This is a genomic window from Acetivibrio clariflavus DSM 19732 (genome assembly GCF_000237085.1).
Lineage (GTDB): Bacteria > Bacillota > Clostridia > Acetivibrionales > Acetivibrionaceae > Acetivibrio > Acetivibrio clariflavus.
Genome location: NC_016627.1, coordinates 1,281,467 through 1,301,969 on the forward strand (window position 1 = coordinate 1,281,467; position 20,503 = coordinate 1,301,969).

At 34.1% G+C, this 20,503-nt stretch carries 18 protein-coding genes; 12 read left to right on the forward strand and 6 right to left on the reverse strand.

Annotated elements, in window-relative coordinates:
- The first annotated feature begins 173 nt into the window (after nt 1-173).
- The 6 genes from pyk to CLOCL_RS05335 all read left to right on the forward strand — a co-directional run bounded on the left by pyk (nt 174) and on the right by CLOCL_RS05335 (nt 6,659).
- Nucleotides 174-1,928, forward strand: a complete 1,755-nt coding sequence (pyk, locus tag CLOCL_RS05310) for a pyruvate kinase (protein ID WP_014254383.1) — start codon at nt 174-176, stop codon at nt 1,926-1,928.
- A 26-nt stretch (nt 1,929-1,954) separates the two neighbouring features.
- Complete coding sequence (locus CLOCL_RS05315; protein ID WP_014254384.1) at nt 1,955-2,710, forward strand: exodeoxyribonuclease III; 756 nt, start codon at nt 1,955-1,957, stop codon at nt 2,708-2,710.
- Nucleotides 2,711-2,854: 144 nt separating this feature from the next.
- The gene (locus CLOCL_RS05320; RefSeq protein ID WP_014254385.1) at nt 2,855-3,187 is read left to right on the forward strand and encodes a hypothetical protein; all 333 of its coding nucleotides are present in this window, start codon (nt 2,855-2,857) and stop codon (nt 3,185-3,187) included.
- Nucleotides 3,188-3,358: 171 nt separating this feature from the next.
- The gene (locus CLOCL_RS05325; RefSeq protein WP_014254386.1) at nt 3,359-3,829 is read left to right on the forward strand and encodes a PspC domain-containing protein; all 471 of its coding nucleotides are present in this window, start codon (nt 3,359-3,361) and stop codon (nt 3,827-3,829) included.
- 2 nt (nt 3,830-3,831) lie between these two features.
- Nucleotides 3,832-4,785, forward strand: a complete 954-nt coding sequence (locus tag CLOCL_RS05330; RefSeq protein WP_117406013.1) for a hypothetical protein — start codon at nt 3,832-3,834, stop codon at nt 4,783-4,785.
- Nucleotides 4,786-5,102: 317 nt separating this feature from the next.
- A complete protein-coding gene (locus tag CLOCL_RS05335; RefSeq protein WP_014254388.1) occupies nt 5,103-6,659 on the forward strand; it encodes a PAS domain-containing sensor histidine kinase in 1,557 nt (518 codons plus the stop codon).
- On the opposite strand, the gene CLOCL_RS05340 is transcribed toward CLOCL_RS05335, so the two are convergent.
- Together CLOCL_RS05340 and CLOCL_RS05345 are read right to left on the reverse strand one after the other, a co-directional pair.
- A complete protein-coding gene (locus CLOCL_RS05340) occupies nt 6,652-7,119 on the reverse strand; it encodes a response regulator (protein WP_014254389.1) in 468 nt (155 codons plus the stop codon). The two genes, CLOCL_RS05335 and CLOCL_RS05340, sit on opposite strands and share 8 nt — an antisense overlap.
- Before the next feature lie 89 nt (nt 7,120-7,208).
- Complete coding sequence (locus tag CLOCL_RS05345) at nt 7,209-9,521, reverse strand: ATP-binding protein (protein ID WP_014254390.1); 2,313 nt, start codon at nt 9,519-9,521, stop codon at nt 7,209-7,211.
- Between the two features lie 307 nt (nt 9,522-9,828).
- On the opposite strand from CLOCL_RS05345, the gene CLOCL_RS05350 reads away from it, so the two are divergent.
- Together CLOCL_RS05350 and CLOCL_RS05355 are read left to right on the forward strand one after the other, a co-directional pair.
- Nucleotides 9,829-10,209 (forward strand): YtxH domain-containing protein, encoded by a 381-nt coding sequence (locus CLOCL_RS05350; RefSeq protein WP_014254391.1) that lies wholly within the window; start codon nt 9,829-9,831, stop codon nt 10,207-10,209.
- A 109-nt stretch (nt 10,210-10,318) separates the two neighbouring features.
- On the forward strand, nt 10,319-10,717 hold the full coding sequence (locus CLOCL_RS05355) for a hypothetical protein (RefSeq protein WP_014254392.1): 399 nt from the start codon (nt 10,319-10,321) through the stop codon (nt 10,715-10,717).
- A gap of 36 nt (nt 10,718-10,753) precedes the next feature.
- Here CLOCL_RS05355 and CLOCL_RS05360 read toward each other — a convergent pair whose 3' ends face one another.
- Nucleotides 10,754-10,963: a zinc-ribbon domain-containing protein gene (locus tag CLOCL_RS05360; protein ID WP_014254393.1), complete on the reverse strand. Its 210-nt coding sequence runs from the start codon at nt 10,961-10,963 to the stop codon at nt 10,754-10,756.
- Between the two features lie 355 nt (nt 10,964-11,318).
- Between CLOCL_RS05360 and CLOCL_RS05365 the strand changes: the two genes are divergently transcribed.
- Complete coding sequence (locus CLOCL_RS05365) at nt 11,319-11,837, forward strand: amidase domain-containing protein (protein ID WP_014254394.1); 519 nt, start codon at nt 11,319-11,321, stop codon at nt 11,835-11,837.
- A 19-nt stretch (nt 11,838-11,856) separates the two neighbouring features.
- Here CLOCL_RS05365 and CLOCL_RS05370 read toward each other — a convergent pair whose 3' ends face one another.
- Together CLOCL_RS05370 and argJ are read right to left on the reverse strand one after the other, a co-directional pair.
- The gene (locus CLOCL_RS05370) at nt 11,857-12,312 is read right to left on the reverse strand and encodes a chemotaxis protein CheW (RefSeq protein ID WP_014254395.1); all 456 of its coding nucleotides are present in this window, start codon (nt 12,310-12,312) and stop codon (nt 11,857-11,859) included.
- A gap of 333 nt (nt 12,313-12,645) precedes the next feature.
- Nucleotides 12,646-13,851 carry a bifunctional glutamate N-acetyltransferase/amino-acid acetyltransferase ArgJ gene (argJ, locus tag CLOCL_RS05375; protein WP_014254396.1) on the reverse strand — a complete coding sequence of 402 codons (1,206 nt, stop codon included), beginning with the start codon at nt 13,849-13,851 and terminating at the stop codon, nt 12,646-12,648.
- Between the two features lie 643 nt (nt 13,852-14,494).
- Here argJ and lon point away from each other — a divergent pair.
- Nucleotides 14,495-16,930 carry an endopeptidase La gene (lon, locus tag CLOCL_RS05380; protein WP_014254397.1) on the forward strand — a complete coding sequence of 812 codons (2,436 nt, stop codon included), beginning with the start codon at nt 14,495-14,497 and terminating at the stop codon, nt 16,928-16,930.
- Between the two features lie 84 nt (nt 16,931-17,014).
- On the opposite strand, the gene CLOCL_RS05385 is transcribed toward lon, so the two are convergent.
- Nucleotides 17,015-17,560, reverse strand: coding sequence for a DUF6648 family protein (locus CLOCL_RS05385; RefSeq protein WP_014254398.1), 546 nt, complete (start codon nt 17,558-17,560; stop codon nt 17,015-17,017).
- A 322-nt stretch (nt 17,561-17,882) separates the two neighbouring features.
- Here CLOCL_RS05385 and CLOCL_RS05390 point away from each other — a divergent pair, with 322 nt between their 5' ends.
- The gene (locus CLOCL_RS05390) at nt 17,883-19,142 is read left to right on the forward strand and encodes an MFS transporter (RefSeq protein WP_014254399.1); all 1,260 of its coding nucleotides are present in this window, start codon (nt 17,883-17,885) and stop codon (nt 19,140-19,142) included.
- A gap of 106 nt (nt 19,143-19,248) precedes the next feature.
- Complete coding sequence (locus tag CLOCL_RS20950) at nt 19,249-20,490, forward strand: PRC-barrel domain-containing protein (protein ID WP_014254400.1); 1,242 nt, start codon at nt 19,249-19,251, stop codon at nt 20,488-20,490.
- Nucleotides 20,491-20,503 lie beyond the last annotated feature (13 nt).

Below are 20,503 nucleotides of genomic sequence, written 5' to 3' on the forward strand. Positions count from 1 at the left end.
AGGTTGTTTAAAAAGACATTATTATATTATGCGTGTACAAGTATTACAAAGGCGTAAGGGTGTACATATTCTTGCGCTTTTATTATACGATTGTTCTAAGTTAAAACGAATGAGGCAAAATTTTAAAGATTTGCCGTATCAGAAATATATTTGCTTTGGAGGTAGTATATTAAATGAGAAAAACCAAGATAATTTGTACATTAGGACCAGCGGTTGACAATGAAGATATTTTAAGAAAATTGATGTTAAAAGGCATGGATATTGCCCGGTTAAATTTTTCCCATGGAACACATGAGGAACACAAAATACGTGTTGACCGTTTGAAAAAGATCAGGGAAGAATTGAATTTACCTGTTGCACTGCTTTTAGATACAAGGGGACCTGAAATCAGACTGGGCAATTTTGAGAAGGGGGAAGTAGTACTAAAAGAAGGCGAAAGATTTGTTTTGGTCAATGATGACATTCTCGGAGATGAAACTAAATGTTCGGTTTCCTATAAGGAATTATATAAGGATGTGAAAAAGGGAAACAGAATTCTTATCAATGACGGGTTGGTGGAACTTGAGGTAATCAATATAAAAGACAAGGATATTATATGTGAAGTCCTAAACGGAGGAACTATTGGTAATCATAAAGGGGTTAACGTTCCTGGAGTTAAAGTTAATTTGCCTTCATTGACTGAAAAGGATATAGAGGATATAAGGTTTGGCGTGGAAAACGATTTTGATTTTATTGCTGCTTCTTTCATTCGCAAAGCCTCTGATGTAAAGGATATAAAGAAGGTTTTGGAGGAGTTTTCCGGCGAAGACATAAATGTAATTGCAAAAATTGAGAACAGGGAAGCTATAGAAAACGTTGATGAAATTATAAAAGTAGCTGATGGAATCATGGTAGCCAGGGGAGATTTGGGGGTTGAAATACCCGTAGAAGAGGTTCCTGTTGTACAGAAAATGCTTATAGAAAAGTGCTACAAGACGGGTAAGCCGGTTATAACTGCTACTCAAATGCTTGATTCCATGATTAGAAATCCCAGACCTACAAGGGCTGAAGCCAGTGACATAGCCAATGCCATTTATGACGGTACCAGTGCTATAATGTTGTCGGGTGAAACGGCAGTAGGCAAATATCCTATAGAAACCCTTGAAACAATGGCAAAGATTGCAAGGAAAGCAGAGGCTTCAATTGATTATTGGGACAGGTTCCAAAAAATGCAGCATGACTTTTCGCCTAATGTAACCAATGCCATAAGTCATGCCACATGTACAACAGCTCAGGACTTAAAAGCTTCTGCCATAATAACGGTAACCCACTCTGGACATACTGCAAGAATGATATCAAGATTCAGACCTCAATGTCCGATAATTGCAACAACGGTATCACCGAAGGTGCAGCGTCAGTTGTCATTAACCTGGGGAGTTAAGCCTTTCCTTGTTAAGGAAGCTTCATCTACCGATGAAATGTTTGATGATGGAGTTGAAAAGGCACTGGAATCTGATCTGGTCAGAAATGGTGACCTGGTTGTAATAACTGCAGGTTTACCTATTGGAATGAGCGGTACCACCAACATATTAAAGGTTCATCTGGTCGGTAAGGTGCTGGTACAGGGAACCGGAATTGGGACAGGAACCGTTACGGGAGAAATAAGAGTTGTAAGGTCGGTTGAAGAGGCCAATGAGAATTTTTCCGACGGAAATATATTGGTCGCCCACTATACAACTAATGAAATGCTTCCGATAATTAAAAGAGCATCGGCTTTGGTAATAGAAGAAGGCGGGCAGAATTCCCATGCAGCCACAGTGGGTATGGCATTGGAAATACCTGTTATAATTGGAGCGGATAATGCCACAAAAATACTTAAGAACGGATCGGTAGTGACTGTTGACTCCGACAGGGGAATTGTTTGCTATGGGTCTAATATAAATCAATAGAGCTCTGAAAAGGAGTATTAAAGATAATGACAAAGATGATTTCATGGAATGTAAACGGTATAAGGGCGGCAATGGGCAAAGGATTTCTCGAGTTTTTCAAACAGGAAGATGCCGATATATTTTGCATACAGGAGACAAAAGTGCAGGAGGGTCAAATTACACTGCCGTTAGAAGGTTATTGTCAGTATTGGAACTATGCTAAGAAAAAAGGTTATTCAGGTGTTGCTGTTTTTACGAAGGTCGAACCGGTAAGTGTTTCTTACGGAATAGGAATTGAGGAACACGACAATGAGGGTAGAGTTATTACTTTGGAATTTGATGATTACTATGTTATAACAGTGTATACACCCAATTCGCAAAAAGGGCTTACAAGGCTTGATTACCGTATGAAATGGGAAGATGATTTTTTGGCATATTTGAAGGCGCTCGAAAGGAATAAACCTGTTATAGTTTGCGGAGACTTTAATGTGGCCCATAAAGAAATTGATTTAAAGAACCCTCAATCCAACAGGAAAAATGCCGGATTTACCGATGAGGAAAGAAGCAAGTTTGATAATTATATTAATAATGGTTTTATAGACTCTTTCCGTTATCTTTATCCTGATAAAACCGGGGCATATACATGGTGGTCTTATATGTTTAATGCAAGGCAAAATAACGCCGGATGGCGTATAGATTATTTCCTTTTGTCCGATTGTATAAAAGAAAGGCTAAAAGATGCCCTTATATATTCTGAAGTTATGGGATCGGACCACTGCCCTGTGGGGATTATTATTGAATAGATGATAAGTTTTGAAAAATATAATATAATAGTATTTTGATGGAAAAGTGAAGAGCAGATATTCATGTTCTTCACTTTTCATTTAGTCATCAAAATAAATCGGTAAAATTCAAAAACAGGTTATTGGAATTAGGAGGTAAATAAGATGATACAGATAAACGAAGAAAAGTTTTATACATTATTGAAATTCTTTTTTTCACAATTTTTTTGTGATGATCTTGAAAAAGCAATTGAGGATGAGAATGAAGAAGTTTCTGTTGTAACTCTGTTTAAAGGAATGGAATTTTTCTTTGACCTGGTAAAAGAGTATAATATAGACTTTCCATATAGCACAATCAGGGAATATATAATTAATACTTATAGTGATGGCGAATCTGTTTATGAGAAACTAGCCGAAAAATACCATAGAGAAATCGAAATTTATCAACCGAAAGATAAATCTTTTGAAGAAATATTTGGGGATACGCAATTTATATAGTAATGGGAAATTATATAAAAATTTTATTAAAATTTATAAGACTTTTTTTAAACAGGTTCGTATTATAAGTTAAAATCGCAGTATTAAAATATTTACAGTTTTTATTTATTGTGATGTTAATGGATGTCGGAGGTATATTCTGTTATAAACAGTATTTAAGGAGGAAAAGACATGACAAGAAAAATAAAGCGTTCCAAATACGACAAAGTTATAGCTGGAGTATGTGGAGGAATAGGAGAGTTTTTCGAAATAGACCCGACCATAATAAGGCTTGTTTTTGTGTTTGCAACTTTTTTCGGGGGAATAGGTCCTCTTTTATATTTTATTTTGTTATTTATTTTGCCTGAAAATAGTGATTATAAGCCCAGTAACTTTTTTGACGAGGATACTGATGATTATTCCGACTATAAAATGGGAGATTTCGACAGTGACAAGGATTTTACCCATGTTATGGGAGACGATATGAAATTTGGTAGCTCAAATGCCAAAAAGAGCAGTACTTTTTTGGGGATAAGTTTCATATTGCTTGGGGGTATGCTATTGCTCAAGCAGTTTATACCGAGAATCAATTTTATAGAGATATTACCAGTATTGCTTGTGCTGCTTGGTTTGATTATTGTTTTTAAAAATGGGAGGAAATGAAAATGAGAAAAAAGGGGATCGGATTTGGGATATTTCTTATAGTAGCAGGATTATTGATTTTTTTGATACAAAAAGGAATTTTTAGTTGGTCTATTTTTACAGTATTTATAGACAATATAGAATTAACTGTTTCTCTTATCCTGATAGTGGTGGGTATAAACCTTTTGTTTAAAAAGTATCCTTTTGTAAAAGCATTAACATGGTTGGCATTTTTTTCAGTAATGATTGGGTATGGATATTACACTGAAAGGAATGTGCCAAAAAGCAGCACAGAAAAAAATATATCGGTAAATGTAAATAATAATCAAACTTATGTAATTGAACATTTTGATACAACTGAGAAGGGAGAACTTAAACTAAAAGCTTCGGCACTGAGTTTAACTGTGGGCTCTACCGAATCCAATCTGATAGACGGAACGGTAAAAGATATAAATATTCAACAAAATATAGAATATAAAAATGATAAGAAAAGTGTAAATGTAAAGTTGGAAACGAATGATAAAAAAATAATCGCAAACGTTTTTCAAAATCTTTTGTCAAAAGGGGAATTATTTATTGACAGGAAGTTGATTCTGAATTTAAATTCCGATGTTGTTTGGGATCTTAATTTGAAGATAGATGCTGTGGATTCTGATATGGATTTTACCGATTTAAAGATTAAAGAACTGGATATTGACGGTGATGCAGGTTCATATAAACTTACTTTGGGACAAGAGTATAAAGAAACGAAGGTTAAAATTGATGCTGATGCTTCAAAAGTTGAAGTGTTTGTTCCTGCAAATTCCGGTTTGAAAGTTAAAATTGACGGTGCTGCAAACTCAATTAATTTTAAAGATATTGAAATGGAAAAGGAAGGGAAATATTATATTTCGAAAAATTACAATGATGCCGTAAATAAAATTGATTTAAATGCCGATATTGATGCAGGAAGCTTGAAAATAACCGGTATTAAATAATGGTGAACGTTATTGTACGGACAAGAATTTATCAGCTGACAATTTTAAAAGTCGAATGTGAAATATATTAAAATTTCATAAGAAAGGTTAAATTGACAGTAAACATAAATTTGCAAGAAGAGGATGTTTAGTCCTCTTTTTTGATTTTTATAAAAAATAAAAATGAGCTTATATGTTTTAAATATAGGCCGAAATACTTATTATCGAAACTTCAGTGAATATTTAATATGTAAAAAAATAGTTTAAAAATGGCATAAAATATGATAAAGTGTATTATGGTATTTGATAATTATTAGCAATGGAGAGGAATAGTGTTAATGAAACCAAAAATGGTATTGAATAAAGTATTTTGTATATGTAAAGAACTCTATGGAAAGGCTGCCAAAAAACTCAATGCGCTAAATATAGTTATAATTTACATAATTTTGGGCTCAGCATGGATTTTATTATCTGATAAAATTGCAGGACTGCTTGTAAGGGAAAATACTATGCTGGTGCAAGTATCCATATATAAAGGATGGTTTTATGTTTTATGCACGGCTGCCCTCCTTTATTTATTGATTAACAGCGGTATGAAGGAAATAAATAAATCCAAAAATGAACTAAAAATTAGCGAGGAAAGATATAGATTAGTTATAAACAATACTACAGACGGATTTTGGGATTGGGATATATTGAGCAATAAAATTATTTACCCCGAAGAATGGAAGATACAGCTTGGTTATGATAGAGAAGAAATTTCAGACCAAATTAGCGATGTGGAGCGTTTTTTGCATCCCGATGATATTCCTGAGTTAAAGAATTCTATAAAGCAATATCTTGAAGGGATGCAAACTAAATATAAGCAGGAGGTCAGAGCGGTAACAAAAACTGGAGTGGTAATATGGATTCAAATCAGAGGGCAAGCTATTTGGGACAATGACGGCAGTCCATTGAGAATGCTGGGCACTGTAACGAATATCAACGAACGAAAGTTAACCGAAGTTGCTTTAAAGAATACCATGGAAATGAATGAAAAACTGCTGAATGAAGCTCTTGAGTATAATAAGCTCAAGACTGAGTTTTTTACGAACATTTCCCATGAGTTTCGTACTCCGCTTAATGTAATTCTTTCGGTAGTACAGGTGCTGTCTGCCTATGAAAAGATGGGAAAGGAAACTATAAGCCTTGAAAAGGTAAACAAATATATGAGAAACATCAGACAGAATTGCTATCGGCTTCTAAAGCTGATAAACAACCTAATAGATGTGAATAGAATAGATTCCGGTTTTCTTAAGCTGCAGATGAGGAATGTGGATATTGTTGAGGTAGTTAAACAAATAATAGGTTCAGTTAATGAATTTATTAAAATAAAACAGTTGGATTTGAAATTTGAATCGAATACACAAAAAAAGATTATGGCAATTGATGTTGACAAATTTGAAAGAATAATGCTCAATTTAATTTCTAATGCCATTAAATTTACAAAACCCGGTGGTAAAATAACTATTAAAATACATGATTTTGGAGATAAAGTGAATATTTCGGTAAAAGATACCGGTATAGGAATTGAAAAGAATAAATGCTCCATTATTTTTGAGCGTTTCAGACAGGTCAATTCGTCCCTTGTCAAAGATACGCAAGGAAGCGGGATAGGATTGTCAATTGTTAAGTCTCTGGTTGAAATGCACAATGGACAAATTAAAGTTGACAGTGAAATTGGCAAGGGAACAGAATTTATACTGTCTTTTCCGGTTAAAATACTAAATAATGAGGAATTGGATGAAGAATACTATAACTGTGTAAATAATATGAAAAATGAGGGAGTAGAAAGAGCTTTAATAGAATTTTCGGACATATATTTGCCGGTAAACCAAGAGCTGGATATTAGTTGACAGTATTGTCTTTTTGCTGCTGATGCAATGAAGATAAATTGCCTGCCGATTGCTTTTGAACAGAGGTGGGATTGTAGTTATTTTGGGGCATTTTACATGATAAATGAAGAACTTCATTAACCACTTCTGTTACTTTTTCAGGAGCAAAAGGTTTGATTATATAGTGTTTTGCACCATTTTGCAGTGCAGCTAAAAACATCAATTTTTGATTAAGTGCACTGACCATGATGATTCTTGCATCGGGATAGGAAAGGAGTATTTTTTTTGTACCGTCAATCCCGTTTAGAATTGGCATGCTTATGTCCATAGTTACAAGGTCAGGTTTATGCTTTTCATATTCTACAAAGGCTTGTACGCCATTAGTTGCCTCTGCTACAACAGTATGACCTTCAGAGATAAGTATGTTTTTTAAATTTCTTCTTGCCATGGATGAGTCATCTACAATAAGAATGGTAGCCATTAAATTACCTCCTAAATATCTATTAAAAAATCTATAGTTAAAAAAACAAAAAAGTGTCAAAATATGAGTGAAATTGATCCACTGGAATTTTATTCGATAAAGTTAATAAAATTTATTTCAATATTGCCTTTGTCAGATTCTAAAAGGGATGTCCATATACCTGTACCAGCACGCTTAATTTTTGCCTGATGTGAAAATAAAGTAATAGGTGTTCCAAAATTAATGCAGTTTTCCGGATGAGGTATTAATTTGGTAAATTCGCCCATAATCATGTTGGCACATTCAGCCAGAACATCTGCAGCATTTGCTGATTCTTCGTCAGAGCTTAATGATTCTAAATTAAAATATGAAAGTATGGTTTCCAATAAATTTTTATCAGCAGAGAAAATAAATATACCGTTTATAACACCTTTTACTTTAATTAATGCCGAAAATTCCTTTAATGTAATACTTTCAACTTTACTGACTTTATGATCTGCGTTAGCATAAGATAAAAACACTTGTCCGGTAAATAAATTTTTTGTAATGTCAAGAAGTTTTTCAATGAGTTCGGCTTCGGAGATAGATGGCAAATCAGTGTTTTCATAATAAGGAATAAGAAAAGTAAATGCGGTTCCAAGCCCAGGTACAGTGGTGACTTTTACAGAGCCGCCTAAATTTTCCACCTCTTCTTTAACTGCACTTAATCCTACACCTCTGCCTGATAAATCTGAGATTTCGCAGTTTGTTGAAAAACCGTCACAAAAGATAAGGGAAATAACTTCGCTGTCATCCTTACCATTAATTTCATCGGCAGTATAAAACCCTTTTTTTACTGCTGCCTTTTTAATTAGATCAATATCTATTCCGCGTCCGTCATCGGTAATTGTTAATATAATTGTATTATTATTATCGGCAAGATCTATTAAACATTTTATATTTCCGGATTCACTTTTACCAGCATCAATACGTTCTTCCCAAGATTCAATCCCATGTTCCGCTATATCACGAAAAACGTGTCCTAAAGATTTTGCAAAGGAATTATATATATGGGGGTCTACCAGAAAATCACCACCCTCAATTTCAAAAGGATTTATTTGTTTGCCAAAACGGTCTGCCAGTGACAAAGTATAATTCGGATAGGAGTTAAGCAGTTCTTTGAAGGGTTTGTATCTGATTTTTTTTACCTCGGGTATAATTAATTTGAAGTCTTTGGGAGAAAGTATTTTGAGCATCTTATTTTCCAATTCTAAGATTTTTTTCTTGTCTATTTCTATAATCTCGTTATTTTGGAAAAAGGATTCTCCCAGTATATTTTTCAGAATGTCAATATCTTCGTTAATCCATTCATATAGGTTGAGTTTTGACAAATTGACCTCTAAATCATTTAAGCTTATATCAATTATTCCTTTTATCAATTCCGAAAGCTCGTTCTCAAATTGATGAAGTTTGGAGGTAATATTACTCAGACCAAGTTGACCGAAAGTACCTTTGAACGTATGAATTGCCCTGTAAATTTTTATAATAGCATCTTCTGTACTGCAAGATGAACTGATTATATCAAAAATGCGCTTATGGCAAAAGTTTTCATAATCTTTAATACAATATACAAAGTCCGAGTAATTTTTAACTATGTTAACCGCTGTTTTTAGTATGTTTTTTTCGTTTTCCATCTGTTGCTGCAGTCTATATTTATCGGTTATATCGGTTAGTATCAGCATAATTGCATAAGTTTCGGCATATAAACTTTTCCTGATAACCTTGTACTGTATATAAATTTGCTTTTGGTCAATACATACTTCATTAGGCAGCAAACTAAGGTATATTTCCCTTTTGGATTCATCTTTTTCGTTTAAAACCTGGTAAGTTAACTTACTAATTAGCTCCTGCATTTCAAAATCATCCGGAAAAAGTAGCTGGCCTATATTTTCGCCATTTATTTCCCGGTTGAAAATTCTGGTGCATTCGAGACTGTATTCTTTATCCACCAGAAGATCGATTCCAAAAGATAAAAAGCCTTGCCCGGCGTTGTTTAAAAGGTTTTGAATTGATTCGGTTCTCTCAAAAACTTTCTTTTCGAGCTCCTCCGAGAACTTATCCAAATTCTTTTTCGTTTTCTCCAATTCATTATACATGTGAGTAAGAGCCAAGTTTTTATATTCAATTTCACTGGAATACTTTTTCAGTTCCTTACAAATATTTAAATAGCGGCGGTTAAGATAAAAACCAAGGATGCCGACAAAGGCTGCATGTAAAAGAGATACTGTAATATAATACCAAGGCATAGTAAGATTGAATAATTTATGCAAAATAAAAAATGGTATAACAATTACAGATAATATATATGATAGTGCAATAGCTATCAACAGGATAACTGCTTTATATTTATTTATTGAGAACTTATTAACATGGTGTGGTTTCATATTAAGCACCTTGCTAAGGAATAATTTAAAAGAGCAAAACATCATAAGGAACTTTACTCTATGCTGCTTTTAGAAAAGCTAATGGCAATGGATTAAATAAGTTATATGGAATAAACAAATATATGTAATATATATTATACCAGAAAGATAGGACTATTGTTATAGTAAATTAGTCCTATAAAAATGATACTGACAATTTGATAAAACAAGCTTGGAATTTATTGAGAAATGTCTTATAATAATAAGTATAGATACTTATAATATTTACAATATTCGGTTTAAAAAGTAATTTAGGAGGTGCTGGACTATGAAGATAAGGGACTTGCTTGAGAACAGGAAACGAGCAAGAAGAAAAGCTGCCAGGAAAAAAGCCGCAAAGAACATTGCAGTGGGCGCAGGCGTTGGAGCAGCAGTAGGGTTAACAGCAGGAGTACTATTAGCACCTAAATCCGGCAAAGAAACTAGAGAAGAACTTGCCGAAAATGTTAAAGATGTAGCTGAAAAGGTGGCCGACAGCACAAAAAAAACAGCCAGGAGAGTATCTGTAGGTACAAAAAAGGCTGCTGGTTTGTTAAAAGAAAAAATAACTGAATTAAAGAACAGGAAAGTTAACGAAGAGGTTGAAATATCACAGGATAATAAAGATAATGATCAGGAAGAAGCAGAAAATGAGGTTTTGGAAAACTAACCACTTATAATACATGATTGTCATAAGTAAAATAATCACTTTTTTCTTTTTTTGCACAAATAAAATTTACTTGCGTTTAGTGCAACGGGTCGCAGGCATGAGGTGAAATATGGATAAACTGTTTACATTAAGTTTTAGTATAAGAGATTTGGCTGATTTTATTATTTATTTGCTAGGATCAATTGTCTTAATTATCCTGATTATTGCGCTTATAAAAATTATAAAGATTGTTAAGCGTGTGGACAAAATTATATCGGAAAATACTGATAACATAAATAAGACTGTTGCTGCATTACCTGAAGTGGTAAATAACATCAATGATGTTTCATCAAGCTTGAAAGACGGAATAGGCAAAGCTGAAAAGACAATCGAGGCTGTTGAAGATTATATATGTGAGACAGTCACAACCGTTTCTGAAAGTACTGAAGGACTTTTTGATTTCTTAAGTATAGCAGGAGAAGTAATGAAAGTGATTATTTCTTTTTTTCAAGGCGGTAAAAAGAAATAAATTATTAAAAAAGGGGCTAAATGCCCCTTTTATTAGTTACCATTTATTATTAAATTCACGATTGTCTCCAAAAGATCTGTTTCCTCTGCCATTGAAATTTCTTCTTTGCTGTTTTCTGGCCTGTCTGCATGATGGACATCTCTGAGGTTCATTTTGGAATCCTTTTTCCTGGTAAAAAGCTTGTTCTCCTTCCGTAAAGATAAATTCAGAATTACAGTCTTTACATATAATAGTCTTGTCAGGCATATTTACAATCCTCCTTAATAATTTGGATTTAACGTATTCTAGACTTCTTTCTCCAATTATTAAGGAGAATATGGGTCTAAAAATATTAAATCTTCACTTTGTTATTATATCATATATATAATTAATAAATCAATAATTTTCGAAAAATCAACAAAAAGTAAGAAGTGGGAAAAAGATACAGCAATTAATATATAATTTCTGATGGGTTACCTTTTTATAAGCTTCATGCATAGTATAAATTGGGAAGGAAGATATCAATTAATTTTTTATTTATGTTCTTTTTTATCTTTTATATTTTTCGGAAATTTGTTGCGTCGTAAGAGTTAAATGGGTAATCCATGGGAGATAAAAAATTATGAAAAATAGCGGATTTTATATAATGGAATACAATAGGGAAAAAGCTGTTGAGTATGCTGCTAAGTGGGCCTTTAGCAGAAATCCGCAGTATTATAACTTTGATAAACTTGGTGGAGATTGCACTAATTTTGTATCACAAGTTATTTTTGCCGGAGGAGGAGTAATGAACTATACTCCTGTATACGGATGGTACTATTTAAGTGCACAGAAAAGAACAGCATCCTGGACTGGTGTAAATTATCTTTACAACTTCTTAACAAGCAACAAGGGAAGTGGACCTTTTGCAGAGCAAGTAGATGCAAAAGATATAAAGCCCGGTGATATAATACAGCTTTCTTTCGGAGGTGCACCGAACTACAACCACTCACTTGTTGTTGTAAAAGTCGGTTTGAAATCCAGCGCGGAAAATATATATATTGCTGCACACACAGAGGATAGATTTGATTATCCTCTGACCAATTACAGCTGGTCAGATATAAGATATTTGCATATTTGCGGAATAAGGAAAAATTTATAGTATTTTTATTTCTAATCCTTTATTTTACTCCCACAGGCGGTATCAAGCCGGAGGAGGGTTCAACCAGCGCTTCCAAATCCAGCAGTAGAATAAGGTTGTCGTTTACTTTTGCTACAGCTTTTATATAATTCTTAGCATTGGCAGCAACAGTAGACGGTGTTTTTTCTATAGACTCGTCTTCTATCTGGACAATTCCGTCCACACTATCCACTGATATACCGATATGAGAAGAACCCAAATTCACAATTAAGACTTTGGAATTTTGCAAGTTATCATCTGTATTGGGGAGATTGAATTTTTTGCGCAGATTAAACTGTGAGTATACTTTTCCTCTTAAGTTAATTAACCCATCTATGTACGGAGGAGAATTGGGAACTTTAAATACTGCCTGAGCATGAATTATTTCCAATACTCGTTCAATTTCTACCGCAAATCGATCGTTGTTTAACTTGAAAACTACATATTGTGATGTCATAAAAATACCTCCATATAATTGTTGATTAAATATTGCAACTGAAGTGTTCCTTCTCCCCTTTTTCTATTCTTTATTTTAAAGCGGTAAAATAAAACTTTTTTAAACATGAAATTGCAGAATTGCTTTGTAAAAAATGTATAATAAATTGAAAAAGTAAATATGAAACCTTGAATACCAATTGCTGTAAAAATGGAAAAATACAAGAATAAAATAAAAAATTGCCCTTAACAATATTATATCAATTAATCTGTTAACGGGCAATGAAAAGTTTTTACTGTTATTTCATTTGGCTAAAATAAGGCGAATTTTGTGAGAAGTACAATAATATTTAAATTAAGATCTATAACTTCCGTTTATTTTTACATAATCATAGGAAAAGTCACAGGTCCATATTCTATCGCTGTAATTTCCTTTTTTCAGGTTTATCAATATTGTTACTTCTTTTTCTTTCAATATCTCTTTAGCTTTATCTTCATCAAATTTAAGTGCACAACCGTTTTGACATACCATTAAATCTCCGATGTAAATATCTACAAGAGTCGGATCAAAATCGGCACCGGAATAACCGGCAGCTGTTATAATACGTCCCCAGTTGGCATCTTCACCGAAGATTGCTGTTTTTACCAGCGGCGATTTTGCAACTGCACTCACAACCTTATAAGCATCATCGGGAGTTGCAGCACCATCAGCTTTAACTTCGATAAGTTTTGTGGCGCCTTCTCCGTCTTTGGCAATCATTCTTGCCAGATAAGTACAAACGTGTTCCAAAGCGGATTTAAAATTACGGTATTCCATGTCTTCTTCCGAAATTCCTTCATTGCCAGCCTTTCCGTTGGCCAATATCAGTACCATGTCGCAAACGCTTGTGTCTCCGTCAACGGATACTCTGTTAAAGGTATAACCCACAACTTCCTTGAGAGCTTTATCCAAAAGGTTATGGGAAATGTTTGCATCGGTGGTAATTACCCCGATCATTGTAGCCATATTGGGATGGATCATTCCCGAACCTTTTGCCATGCCTCCGATTCTTATTTTTTTGCCTTGAATTTCAATTTCTACGGCAATCTCTTTAGGTACGAGGTCAGTGGTCATAATAGCCTCACAGGCTTCATGGCCTCCTTCTGCTGATAAGTTGGCTATGGAAGTTTTTATACCCGAGCGGATCTTTGACATATCCAAAGGAATACCAATAACTCCGGTTGAACCTACAAGTACATTTTCTGCATTGCATTGAAGAAGCTGAGCAGTGAGTTCGGCTATTTCCAAGGCGTCCTTATTGCCCTGTCCACCTATGCAGGCATTAGCATTGCCGCTGTTTATTACAATTGATTGGGCGTATCCTTTTTTTATATGATTCATGGTTAGTTGAAGGGAGTGACCTTTTACCAAATTGGTGGTAAAGACTCCGGTTGCTACGGCTATATCATCGGAACATACAACTGCCAAATCCTTTTTGCCATTATTTTTTAAACCGCAGGCAACACCTGCTGCTTTAAAACCTTTCGGAGCGGTAACTCCGCCATCTATTACATTTATCATACTTTTCACTCCATTTTTATTTAGTATAGTCAAGATGTATTATACATAATTAATTATGTTCATTCAACGGGATTTACGTAGTTTTTCCAAGTTTGCTAGTATGCAGTCAGTTGATGAAAATAGGTAAAAAAGAGGAAATAAGACCTATTTATGATTTGAAGGATATATAATATAATAATTTTAACTAATCAATTTACCGGGAGTTTCTGTCAAAAAATGCACATATGTTTGGCCAGTAGGTTTGGTTAATAAGAAGTTTAGGATTTCAAAAAAATAAATTTTATGAAATATTTAGCAATTCGTTTTTATTCCAAATTTTTTATGGATGTCAAGCAGTAGTTCCCTTTAATTCCATATAAAATCATTGAAATATAAATGCTTAGAGGTTATAATAGTGAAGATTCATCTCTTATGCTTTCAGATACTTGGTAAAGTTTTAATGACTTCTCTTAGGATGGAAACGACTATACATTTTTGCAGGAGGCCTAATGTTTTAAAATTTCTAATCTAAGGATGGAGGAATTAATAATACCTTAATTTGACTACAACGATTTTATTTATCGGTAACTTGTAAAAATACGCGGTTAATGTTTGATTGGAATAAGAGTTTTTATAAATTTTTTTAGAGTAAGGGGATGGTTAAATGTCTGAAGCAAGAAAGGTTGTAAAGAAACAGGAATTACCTTTGCTGCCTCTTAGAGGTCTTACAGTCTTTCCATATATGATACTTCATTTTGATGTGGGAAGAGTAAAGTCTATAAAAGCTTTGGAAGAGGCTATGATAAACAACCAGCTTATTTTTCTGGTTACTCAAAAAGATGCAAAAAATGACTCACCTACTGTTGACGATATATACAAGATTGGTACAATATCGAAAGTTAAACAGCTTTTAAAACTTCCCGGCGATACCATAAGGGTTTTGGTTGAAGGAATCAGCAGGGCTGAAATTGCTGAGTTTACTCAGACAGAACCGTTCTTTATGGCAGAAGTTGTTGAAAAAATATATGTTGAAGATGAAGATAGCAAATTGGAAATAGAAGCTCTCAAAAGAAGGGTAGTATCCACTTTTGAAGAGTATTCCAAATATAACAACAAAATTTCACCGGAAATTGTTTTATCAGTAATGAGTATTGAAGACCCGGATCAGCTTGCGGATATAATAACTTCAAATTTGGTATTGAAGGTTGAGCAGAAACAGGAGATACTCAATGAATTTCAGCCTAAACTGCGTCTTGAAAAACTGCTGGAAATAATAGTTAAAGAAATTGAAATTATGCAGATTGAAAAAGATATAAACATCAAAGTTAGAAAACAGATGGACAAGATGCAGAAGGAATACTATCTGAGGGAACAATTGAAAGTAATACAAAGTGAGCTGGGAGATAAGGAAGGCATTACCGGCGAAGTTGAAGAATATAAAAGAAAGCTTAAGGAAGGTAATTTTGGTGAAGAGGTAGAGAAAAAGGTTCTTAAAGAGCTGGACAGGCTTTTGAAGATGCCTTCCGGTTCTGCTGAAGGGGCCGTAATCAGAACCTATCTGGACTGGATATTTGACCTTCCGTGGAATAAGAGAACTGAAGAAATAATTGATTTGGAAAGAGCGGAGGCAATTCTGAATGAAGACCACTATGGGCTGGAGAAGGTAAAGGAAAGAATTTTGGAACATCTTGCTGTCAGGATGCTGAAAAACGATTTGAGAGGCCCAATACTTTGTCTTGTAGGACCTCCGGGAGTAGGTAAGACATCAATAGCCAAATCGATTGCCCGTGCATTAAACAGAAATTATGTCAGGATGTCTTTGGGTGGTGTAAGAGATGAAGCGGAGATAAGAGGTCATCGCAGAACTTATGTCGGAGCTATGCCTGGAAGGATAATTTCGGCATTGAAACAGGCCGGTTCCAAAAATCCGCTTATTCTGTTGGATGAAATAGATAAAATGAGCAGTGATTTCAGAGGTGATCCGGCATCAGCTATGCTTGAAGTACTTGACAGTGAACAGAACTTTGCTTTCAGAGATCACTATCTGGAACTTCCCTTTGACTTGTCGGATGTACTTTTCCTTACAACAGCTAACAATCTTGATACTATTCCAAGGCCGCTTTTGGACAGGATGGAAGTTATACATCTTACAAGCTATACCGAAGAGGAAAAGGTTAATATTGCAATAAAATACCTTTTCCCGAAACAGGTGGCAGAACACGGAATTAAAAAGGGAAGCGTAAAAATAGATGAACAAGCTGTTAGAGACATTATAAACTGCTATACAAGGGAAGCAGGAGTAAGGGATTTGGAAAGACAGATTGCCACAATATGCAGAAAAGTGGCCAAAAAGCTTGTTTCTTCGAAACAGCAATCGGTTAAAATTACTTCCAATACTTTGGAAAAATATTTGGGAACTAAAAAGTACAGATATGATAAGGCAAACGATAAAGATGAAATAGGTATTGCTACGGGTCTTGCATGGACCCCTGTAGGAGGAGACACATTGTCCATTGAAGTAAACCTCATGGACGGAAGCGGTAAATTGGAACTTACCGGTCAGCTTGGAGATGTAATGAAGGAATCGGCAAGGGCTGCTATGAGTTTTATTCGTTCAAGAGCCGAACAGTATATGATTGAAAAAGATTTTTACAATAAATATGACATTCATATACATGTACCGGAAGGTGCTATTCCAAAGGATGGTCCTTCGGCTGGTATAACCCTTGCAACTGCGATGGTATCTGCTTTGACAGGAATTCCTGTAAAGAGAAATGTTGCAATGACAGGAGAAATTACGTTAAGAGGTCGAGTCCTTCCGATAGGAGGACTTAAGGAAAAAGTCCTTGCGGCCAACAGGGCTGGTATTGATACTGTTATAATTCCTGTTGATAATAAAAAGGATCTTGACGATATACCGGAAGCTGTAAGGAAAAAAATTAAGTTTGTAGTTGCCGAGAATATGGATACTGTACTGAATACAGCTCTGGTAAAGACTAAGTGGAGAAATATAAAGAGTACAAAAAGTGATGATAAAGTAGATATTGCCAAGAATCCTTCCCAAATTCATGATGAGTCTCAGCAGATAGTTGAGCAGTAATATATAACTTTATTAATTATATTGGATAAACACTAAACCGCAGTTGTACCGTTGAGTACAACTGCGGTTTTTAATAGGTTATGTCTAATATTTTTGATTGATATAGCTGTCTACCAAAGATTCTCTTTCCTCGTTTATAAAAACATTCTCCTGTTTGAGCCTGTTTAGTATGGATTCGTTGATAGAATGGAGAATTATATTGTCATAGTCTGTCAATACAATTTCAAACAATTTTTTCTTTAGTTTTGGAGATTTAACTTTTACAAAATAGGCTTCAACACCTTTGAAATCTATTAGAGTCAAGAGTTTCATGGTTACATCATCTTTTTTTGAATAATAATAATTTGATTGTTCAAGAAAATCTTCCCTCGCTTCGTTATTTTTGCTAAGGTCATGGGCTCTTTTCTGATAATATTTTGCCAGCACATTGTAATATTGGTAATTGTACAATGCCTTTTTTACATTGTCTATCTTTTTAAACGGCTTAATATTTAAAGCGTTAATGCACCTGAAATTTGCTTCGATAAACTCATCTTTTGACAGATCACCTTTTGAATACTGCTCTATTAAGCTGTTTCTATTGAGCAAAAATTCTTCAAATTTGTTGGGTACAATTCTTTTTGGCGACATTTTTACCTACCTATTCCAGTTTTGTATTGTTTTTAATAGCAATAAGCGATATATGGAAATAAGGGAGTAATTAAAGTATTGACCAATGGTCTTAATTTATATTAAAATATATAAGACAAAAAGTAAAGCTGTTCTTTTCAATTTTATATGAGATTCAAAAGGTTATTGAAGTTTTCTTTATTAATAAGTAAATTCAGTGAATGTCTAATGTAATCTGCTAAGTAAGTGCTTACGGTCTTGTAACAGGTACATAAAGAAGATTGTTTCACCCTGGAATTGATTTTGTCGTCAAGTTCGAGTTTTTACTATTTAGGAGGGCCGTATGGCTTTATATTTAATAATTTCCCTGTCTATAGCAGTTGTTATGTTCTGTATAAACGTAGCAATATTTAGTAAATACAAAATTTTGCGTAAAGACAGCATTTTTATTATATCTTTAGCATCTATTGCTATATCTGTTTTATTTCCCATGATTCTTAATGGTTTTGCTGCTGCAGCCACCTCTGCTGGTTTTCACTTGGCATTAGTTACAAGTGTTATCACTTCCATTGCACTTATAGTAGTTTTTTCCGGCATAATAGCCTATTGGGAATATATAAAAGAAAAGGGTAATAAATTATTGGGTTTCAATATTGATATTTTTACAAAATGGCTGAGAAAAAGCGTACTCATTAATAAGGTGAAGAACAGTAAGTATTATAAGCTTGTTTTTAGTAAGAAGAACGTCTTCTCTAAAGAAAACAGGCATGAAACGGGAAAAAATGTTGACACTGGAAAGAATATTGATACAATAGGAGTAGAAAGTTTTGATGATGTTTTAATTTCTGATAGTGACATATCAATTCAGAAGTCTAAGAAAGCCAGCGAAAATTTTTTATGGAATACGGATAATCCAATTGCCGATGGTTGCATTAATGAAGATGACACTATAAAGGAGTTGGATAGCTTTGTCTGCAATGAAGATTGTCTTGATGATGAAAATCTAATGGAATTTCTGCGGTTTGAAAACGAATATGGAAATGTCAATATAGATGAAAAATCAACGGAAAGTTATTTGGATTCGGATTGTCAGAACGATTCTATTATCTTGGAACTGGAAGAGTTAATTAATCAGTCTGATTTCGGATCTATAGAAGATAGTATAAGTTCAGAAATCAATGAAATTGTTGCAAGCATCCGGGATGAAATATGTATAAATTCCGATAGCGGTGGTAATGATATAAGCAATAATTGGGATGAGCTGATTTTGGGCCAGAGGGAAGAAGATTTTGAAGGCGATCAGCGGATGATTGGCAAAAAAGGTGGAAACGAGCTTAAAAAGTCTCTTGCTGAAATAATTGATGAAGGATTTAAGCTCAAAGAGCAGGGAGATTATGAAGGTGCAATAATAAATTTCCTTTATGCTTTAGACAGTCATCCTCCCGACGACGTAGCACATTGGATACTCCTGGATATTTGTGTAATGTACAAGCAATTGGGACAGGTTGAGCTTGCAAAAGAGGTACTTGATAATTATGTAAAAGAATATGGAATTATAATGGATGAAGGGTTAAAGTATGAAATTGAGTTGAATTTACGATAGATTGGGTTTTTGCTGATAGAAATGTACGAGTTATGCTTTTTGACGGATTTGGTAATAATACTCAGACCTGATTACAGGATTGAGTATTGAGGGGGCACGCAATATAATGAAAAAGGCTCAGGATATAATTGGATTGCCAATTATAAGTATTTATGACGGCATTGAAGTGGGCAGGGTAAAAAATATAATTATTAATGCTACAAAGAGAGCAATAGAATACTTGATAATTGACAGCGGAATTCAATTCCTTAGTGCTAAGATAGTGCCTACAGTTAATGTATTGGGTATTGGAGAATATGCGGTAACAATCGAGAATGAATCGGTAATAAGTTATGTAAGTGAGATACCTGCTGCCATAGAATTATTGCAGAAAAATATACAAGTTACCGGAACTAAGCTGCTTACTAAAAAAGGAAGGCTTATTGGTGAAGTTGGCGATATTTATGTTGATGAGGATGATAATTGCAGTATTGTTGGACTTGAATATATATATGACGGTAAGGTTAAAATCATACCCAGAACAAGTATTATTTCTATAAGCAAGGATTTTGTTGTTGTAATTGAAGAAGTAGAAGAGAGCTTGATTGACAAAAAGGAAGAGTTAGAGAACGTAGTTTGTTTGCAAGATGATGAAAAAGATAGGTATAATCCTCATATTGACCAAAACAGTGATTTTGTGGAGAATTCTGGCGACGAAATAGAGGAATTGATTATAGAAGAAACCGATTCATCGTATGAAGAAATTGATGTATCTTATCCTGATTTCCCCTTTGAAACGAATATATCTGTGGAAGAGGTATTGGATTTATCCTTGCCTGAAAATGATAAATTAAACTACGAAGATTTTTTTGCCGATATTGATGATAACTATCTTGAAAGCGGTTTTAATGATAATGGACTGGATGAAACATTTTTTGAAGGTTTTGAGGATTTGGAAGGAGGTTATTTGGAGGAAGATTTAAAAAAAGATGAGAAGTCTATTAATATACAACTGTTAACTGAAAATATCGAAAAAGAAATTAATGAAAAAGAAAATATTGAAAAAGAAAGTACTGACAAAGTAAATACTGAAAAGAATTCAGACGATAAAAAGGAAGTTTGGAAGCCTTCTTTCGTTAATTTTGACAAGGAAAAAACCTCCGGCAGTTCGTTGGATAAAAGTAGTGCTGCCCATCTGTTTGAACAGCGGCAGAAAGAATATCTTAATGGGAGAAAAGCTACAAAAACTATTATTTCCAGCTCAGGAACAGTTATAATCAGACAGGGAGAAATTATAACCGATGAGGTTATCGAACTTTCAAGACAAAACGGAAAACTGATTGAACTAATAATGAATAATGAAGCATAGTGAGAGGTAGTTT

What these genes read in the sequence shown, in the direction of transcription:
- lon (WP_014254397.1), top strand. Translation starts at nt 14,495, where the DNA reads ATGTCTGAAGCAAGAAAGGTTGTAAAGAAACAGGAATTACCTTTGCTG.
- CLOCL_RS05325 (WP_014254386.1), top strand. Translation starts at nt 3,359, where the DNA reads ATGACAAGAAAAATAAAGCGTTCCAAATACGACAAAGTTATAGCTGGA.
- CLOCL_RS05315 (WP_014254384.1), top strand. Translation starts at nt 1,955, where the DNA reads ATGACAAAGATGATTTCATGGAATGTAAACGGTATAAGGGCGGCAATG.
- CLOCL_RS05335 (WP_014254388.1), top strand. Translation starts at nt 5,103, where the DNA reads ATGAAACCAAAAATGGTATTGAATAAAGTATTTTGTATATGTAAAGAA.
- CLOCL_RS05340 (WP_014254389.1), bottom strand. Translation starts at nt 7,119, where the DNA reads ATGGCTACCATTCTTATTGTAGATGACTCATCCATGGCAAGAAGAAAT.
- CLOCL_RS05350 (WP_014254391.1), top strand. Translation starts at nt 9,829, where the DNA reads ATGAAGATAAGGGACTTGCTTGAGAACAGGAAACGAGCAAGAAGAAAA.
- CLOCL_RS05330 (WP_117406013.1), top strand. Translation starts at nt 3,832, where the DNA reads ATGAGAAAAAAGGGGATCGGATTTGGGATATTTCTTATAGTAGCAGGA.
- CLOCL_RS20950 (WP_014254400.1), top strand. Translation starts at nt 19,249, where the DNA reads ATGAAAAAGGCTCAGGATATAATTGGATTGCCAATTATAAGTATTTAT.
- CLOCL_RS05320 (WP_014254385.1), top strand. Translation starts at nt 2,855, where the DNA reads ATGATACAGATAAACGAAGAAAAGTTTTATACATTATTGAAATTCTTT.
- CLOCL_RS05355 (WP_014254392.1), top strand. Translation starts at nt 10,319, where the DNA reads ATGGATAAACTGTTTACATTAAGTTTTAGTATAAGAGATTTGGCTGAT.
- CLOCL_RS05360 (WP_014254393.1), bottom strand. Translation starts at nt 10,963, where the DNA reads ATGCCTGACAAGACTATTATATGTAAAGACTGTAATTCTGAATTTATC.
- CLOCL_RS05365 (WP_014254394.1), top strand. Translation starts at nt 11,319, where the DNA reads ATGAAAAATAGCGGATTTTATATAATGGAATACAATAGGGAAAAAGCT.
- CLOCL_RS05390 (WP_014254399.1), top strand. Translation starts at nt 17,883, where the DNA reads ATGGCTTTATATTTAATAATTTCCCTGTCTATAGCAGTTGTTATGTTC.
- argJ (WP_014254396.1), bottom strand. Translation starts at nt 13,851, where the DNA reads ATGATAAATGTAATAGATGGCGGAGTTACCGCTCCGAAAGGTTTTAAA.
- pyk (WP_014254383.1), top strand. Translation starts at nt 174, where the DNA reads ATGAGAAAAACCAAGATAATTTGTACATTAGGACCAGCGGTTGACAAT.
- CLOCL_RS05370 (WP_014254395.1), bottom strand. Translation starts at nt 12,312, where the DNA reads ATGACATCACAATATGTAGTTTTCAAGTTAAACAACGATCGATTTGCG.
- CLOCL_RS05345 (WP_014254390.1), bottom strand. Translation starts at nt 9,521, where the DNA reads ATGAAACCACACCATGTTAATAAGTTCTCAATAAATAAATATAAAGCA.
- CLOCL_RS05385 (WP_014254398.1), bottom strand. Translation starts at nt 17,560, where the DNA reads ATGTCGCCAAAAAGAATTGTACCCAACAAATTTGAAGAATTTTTGCTC.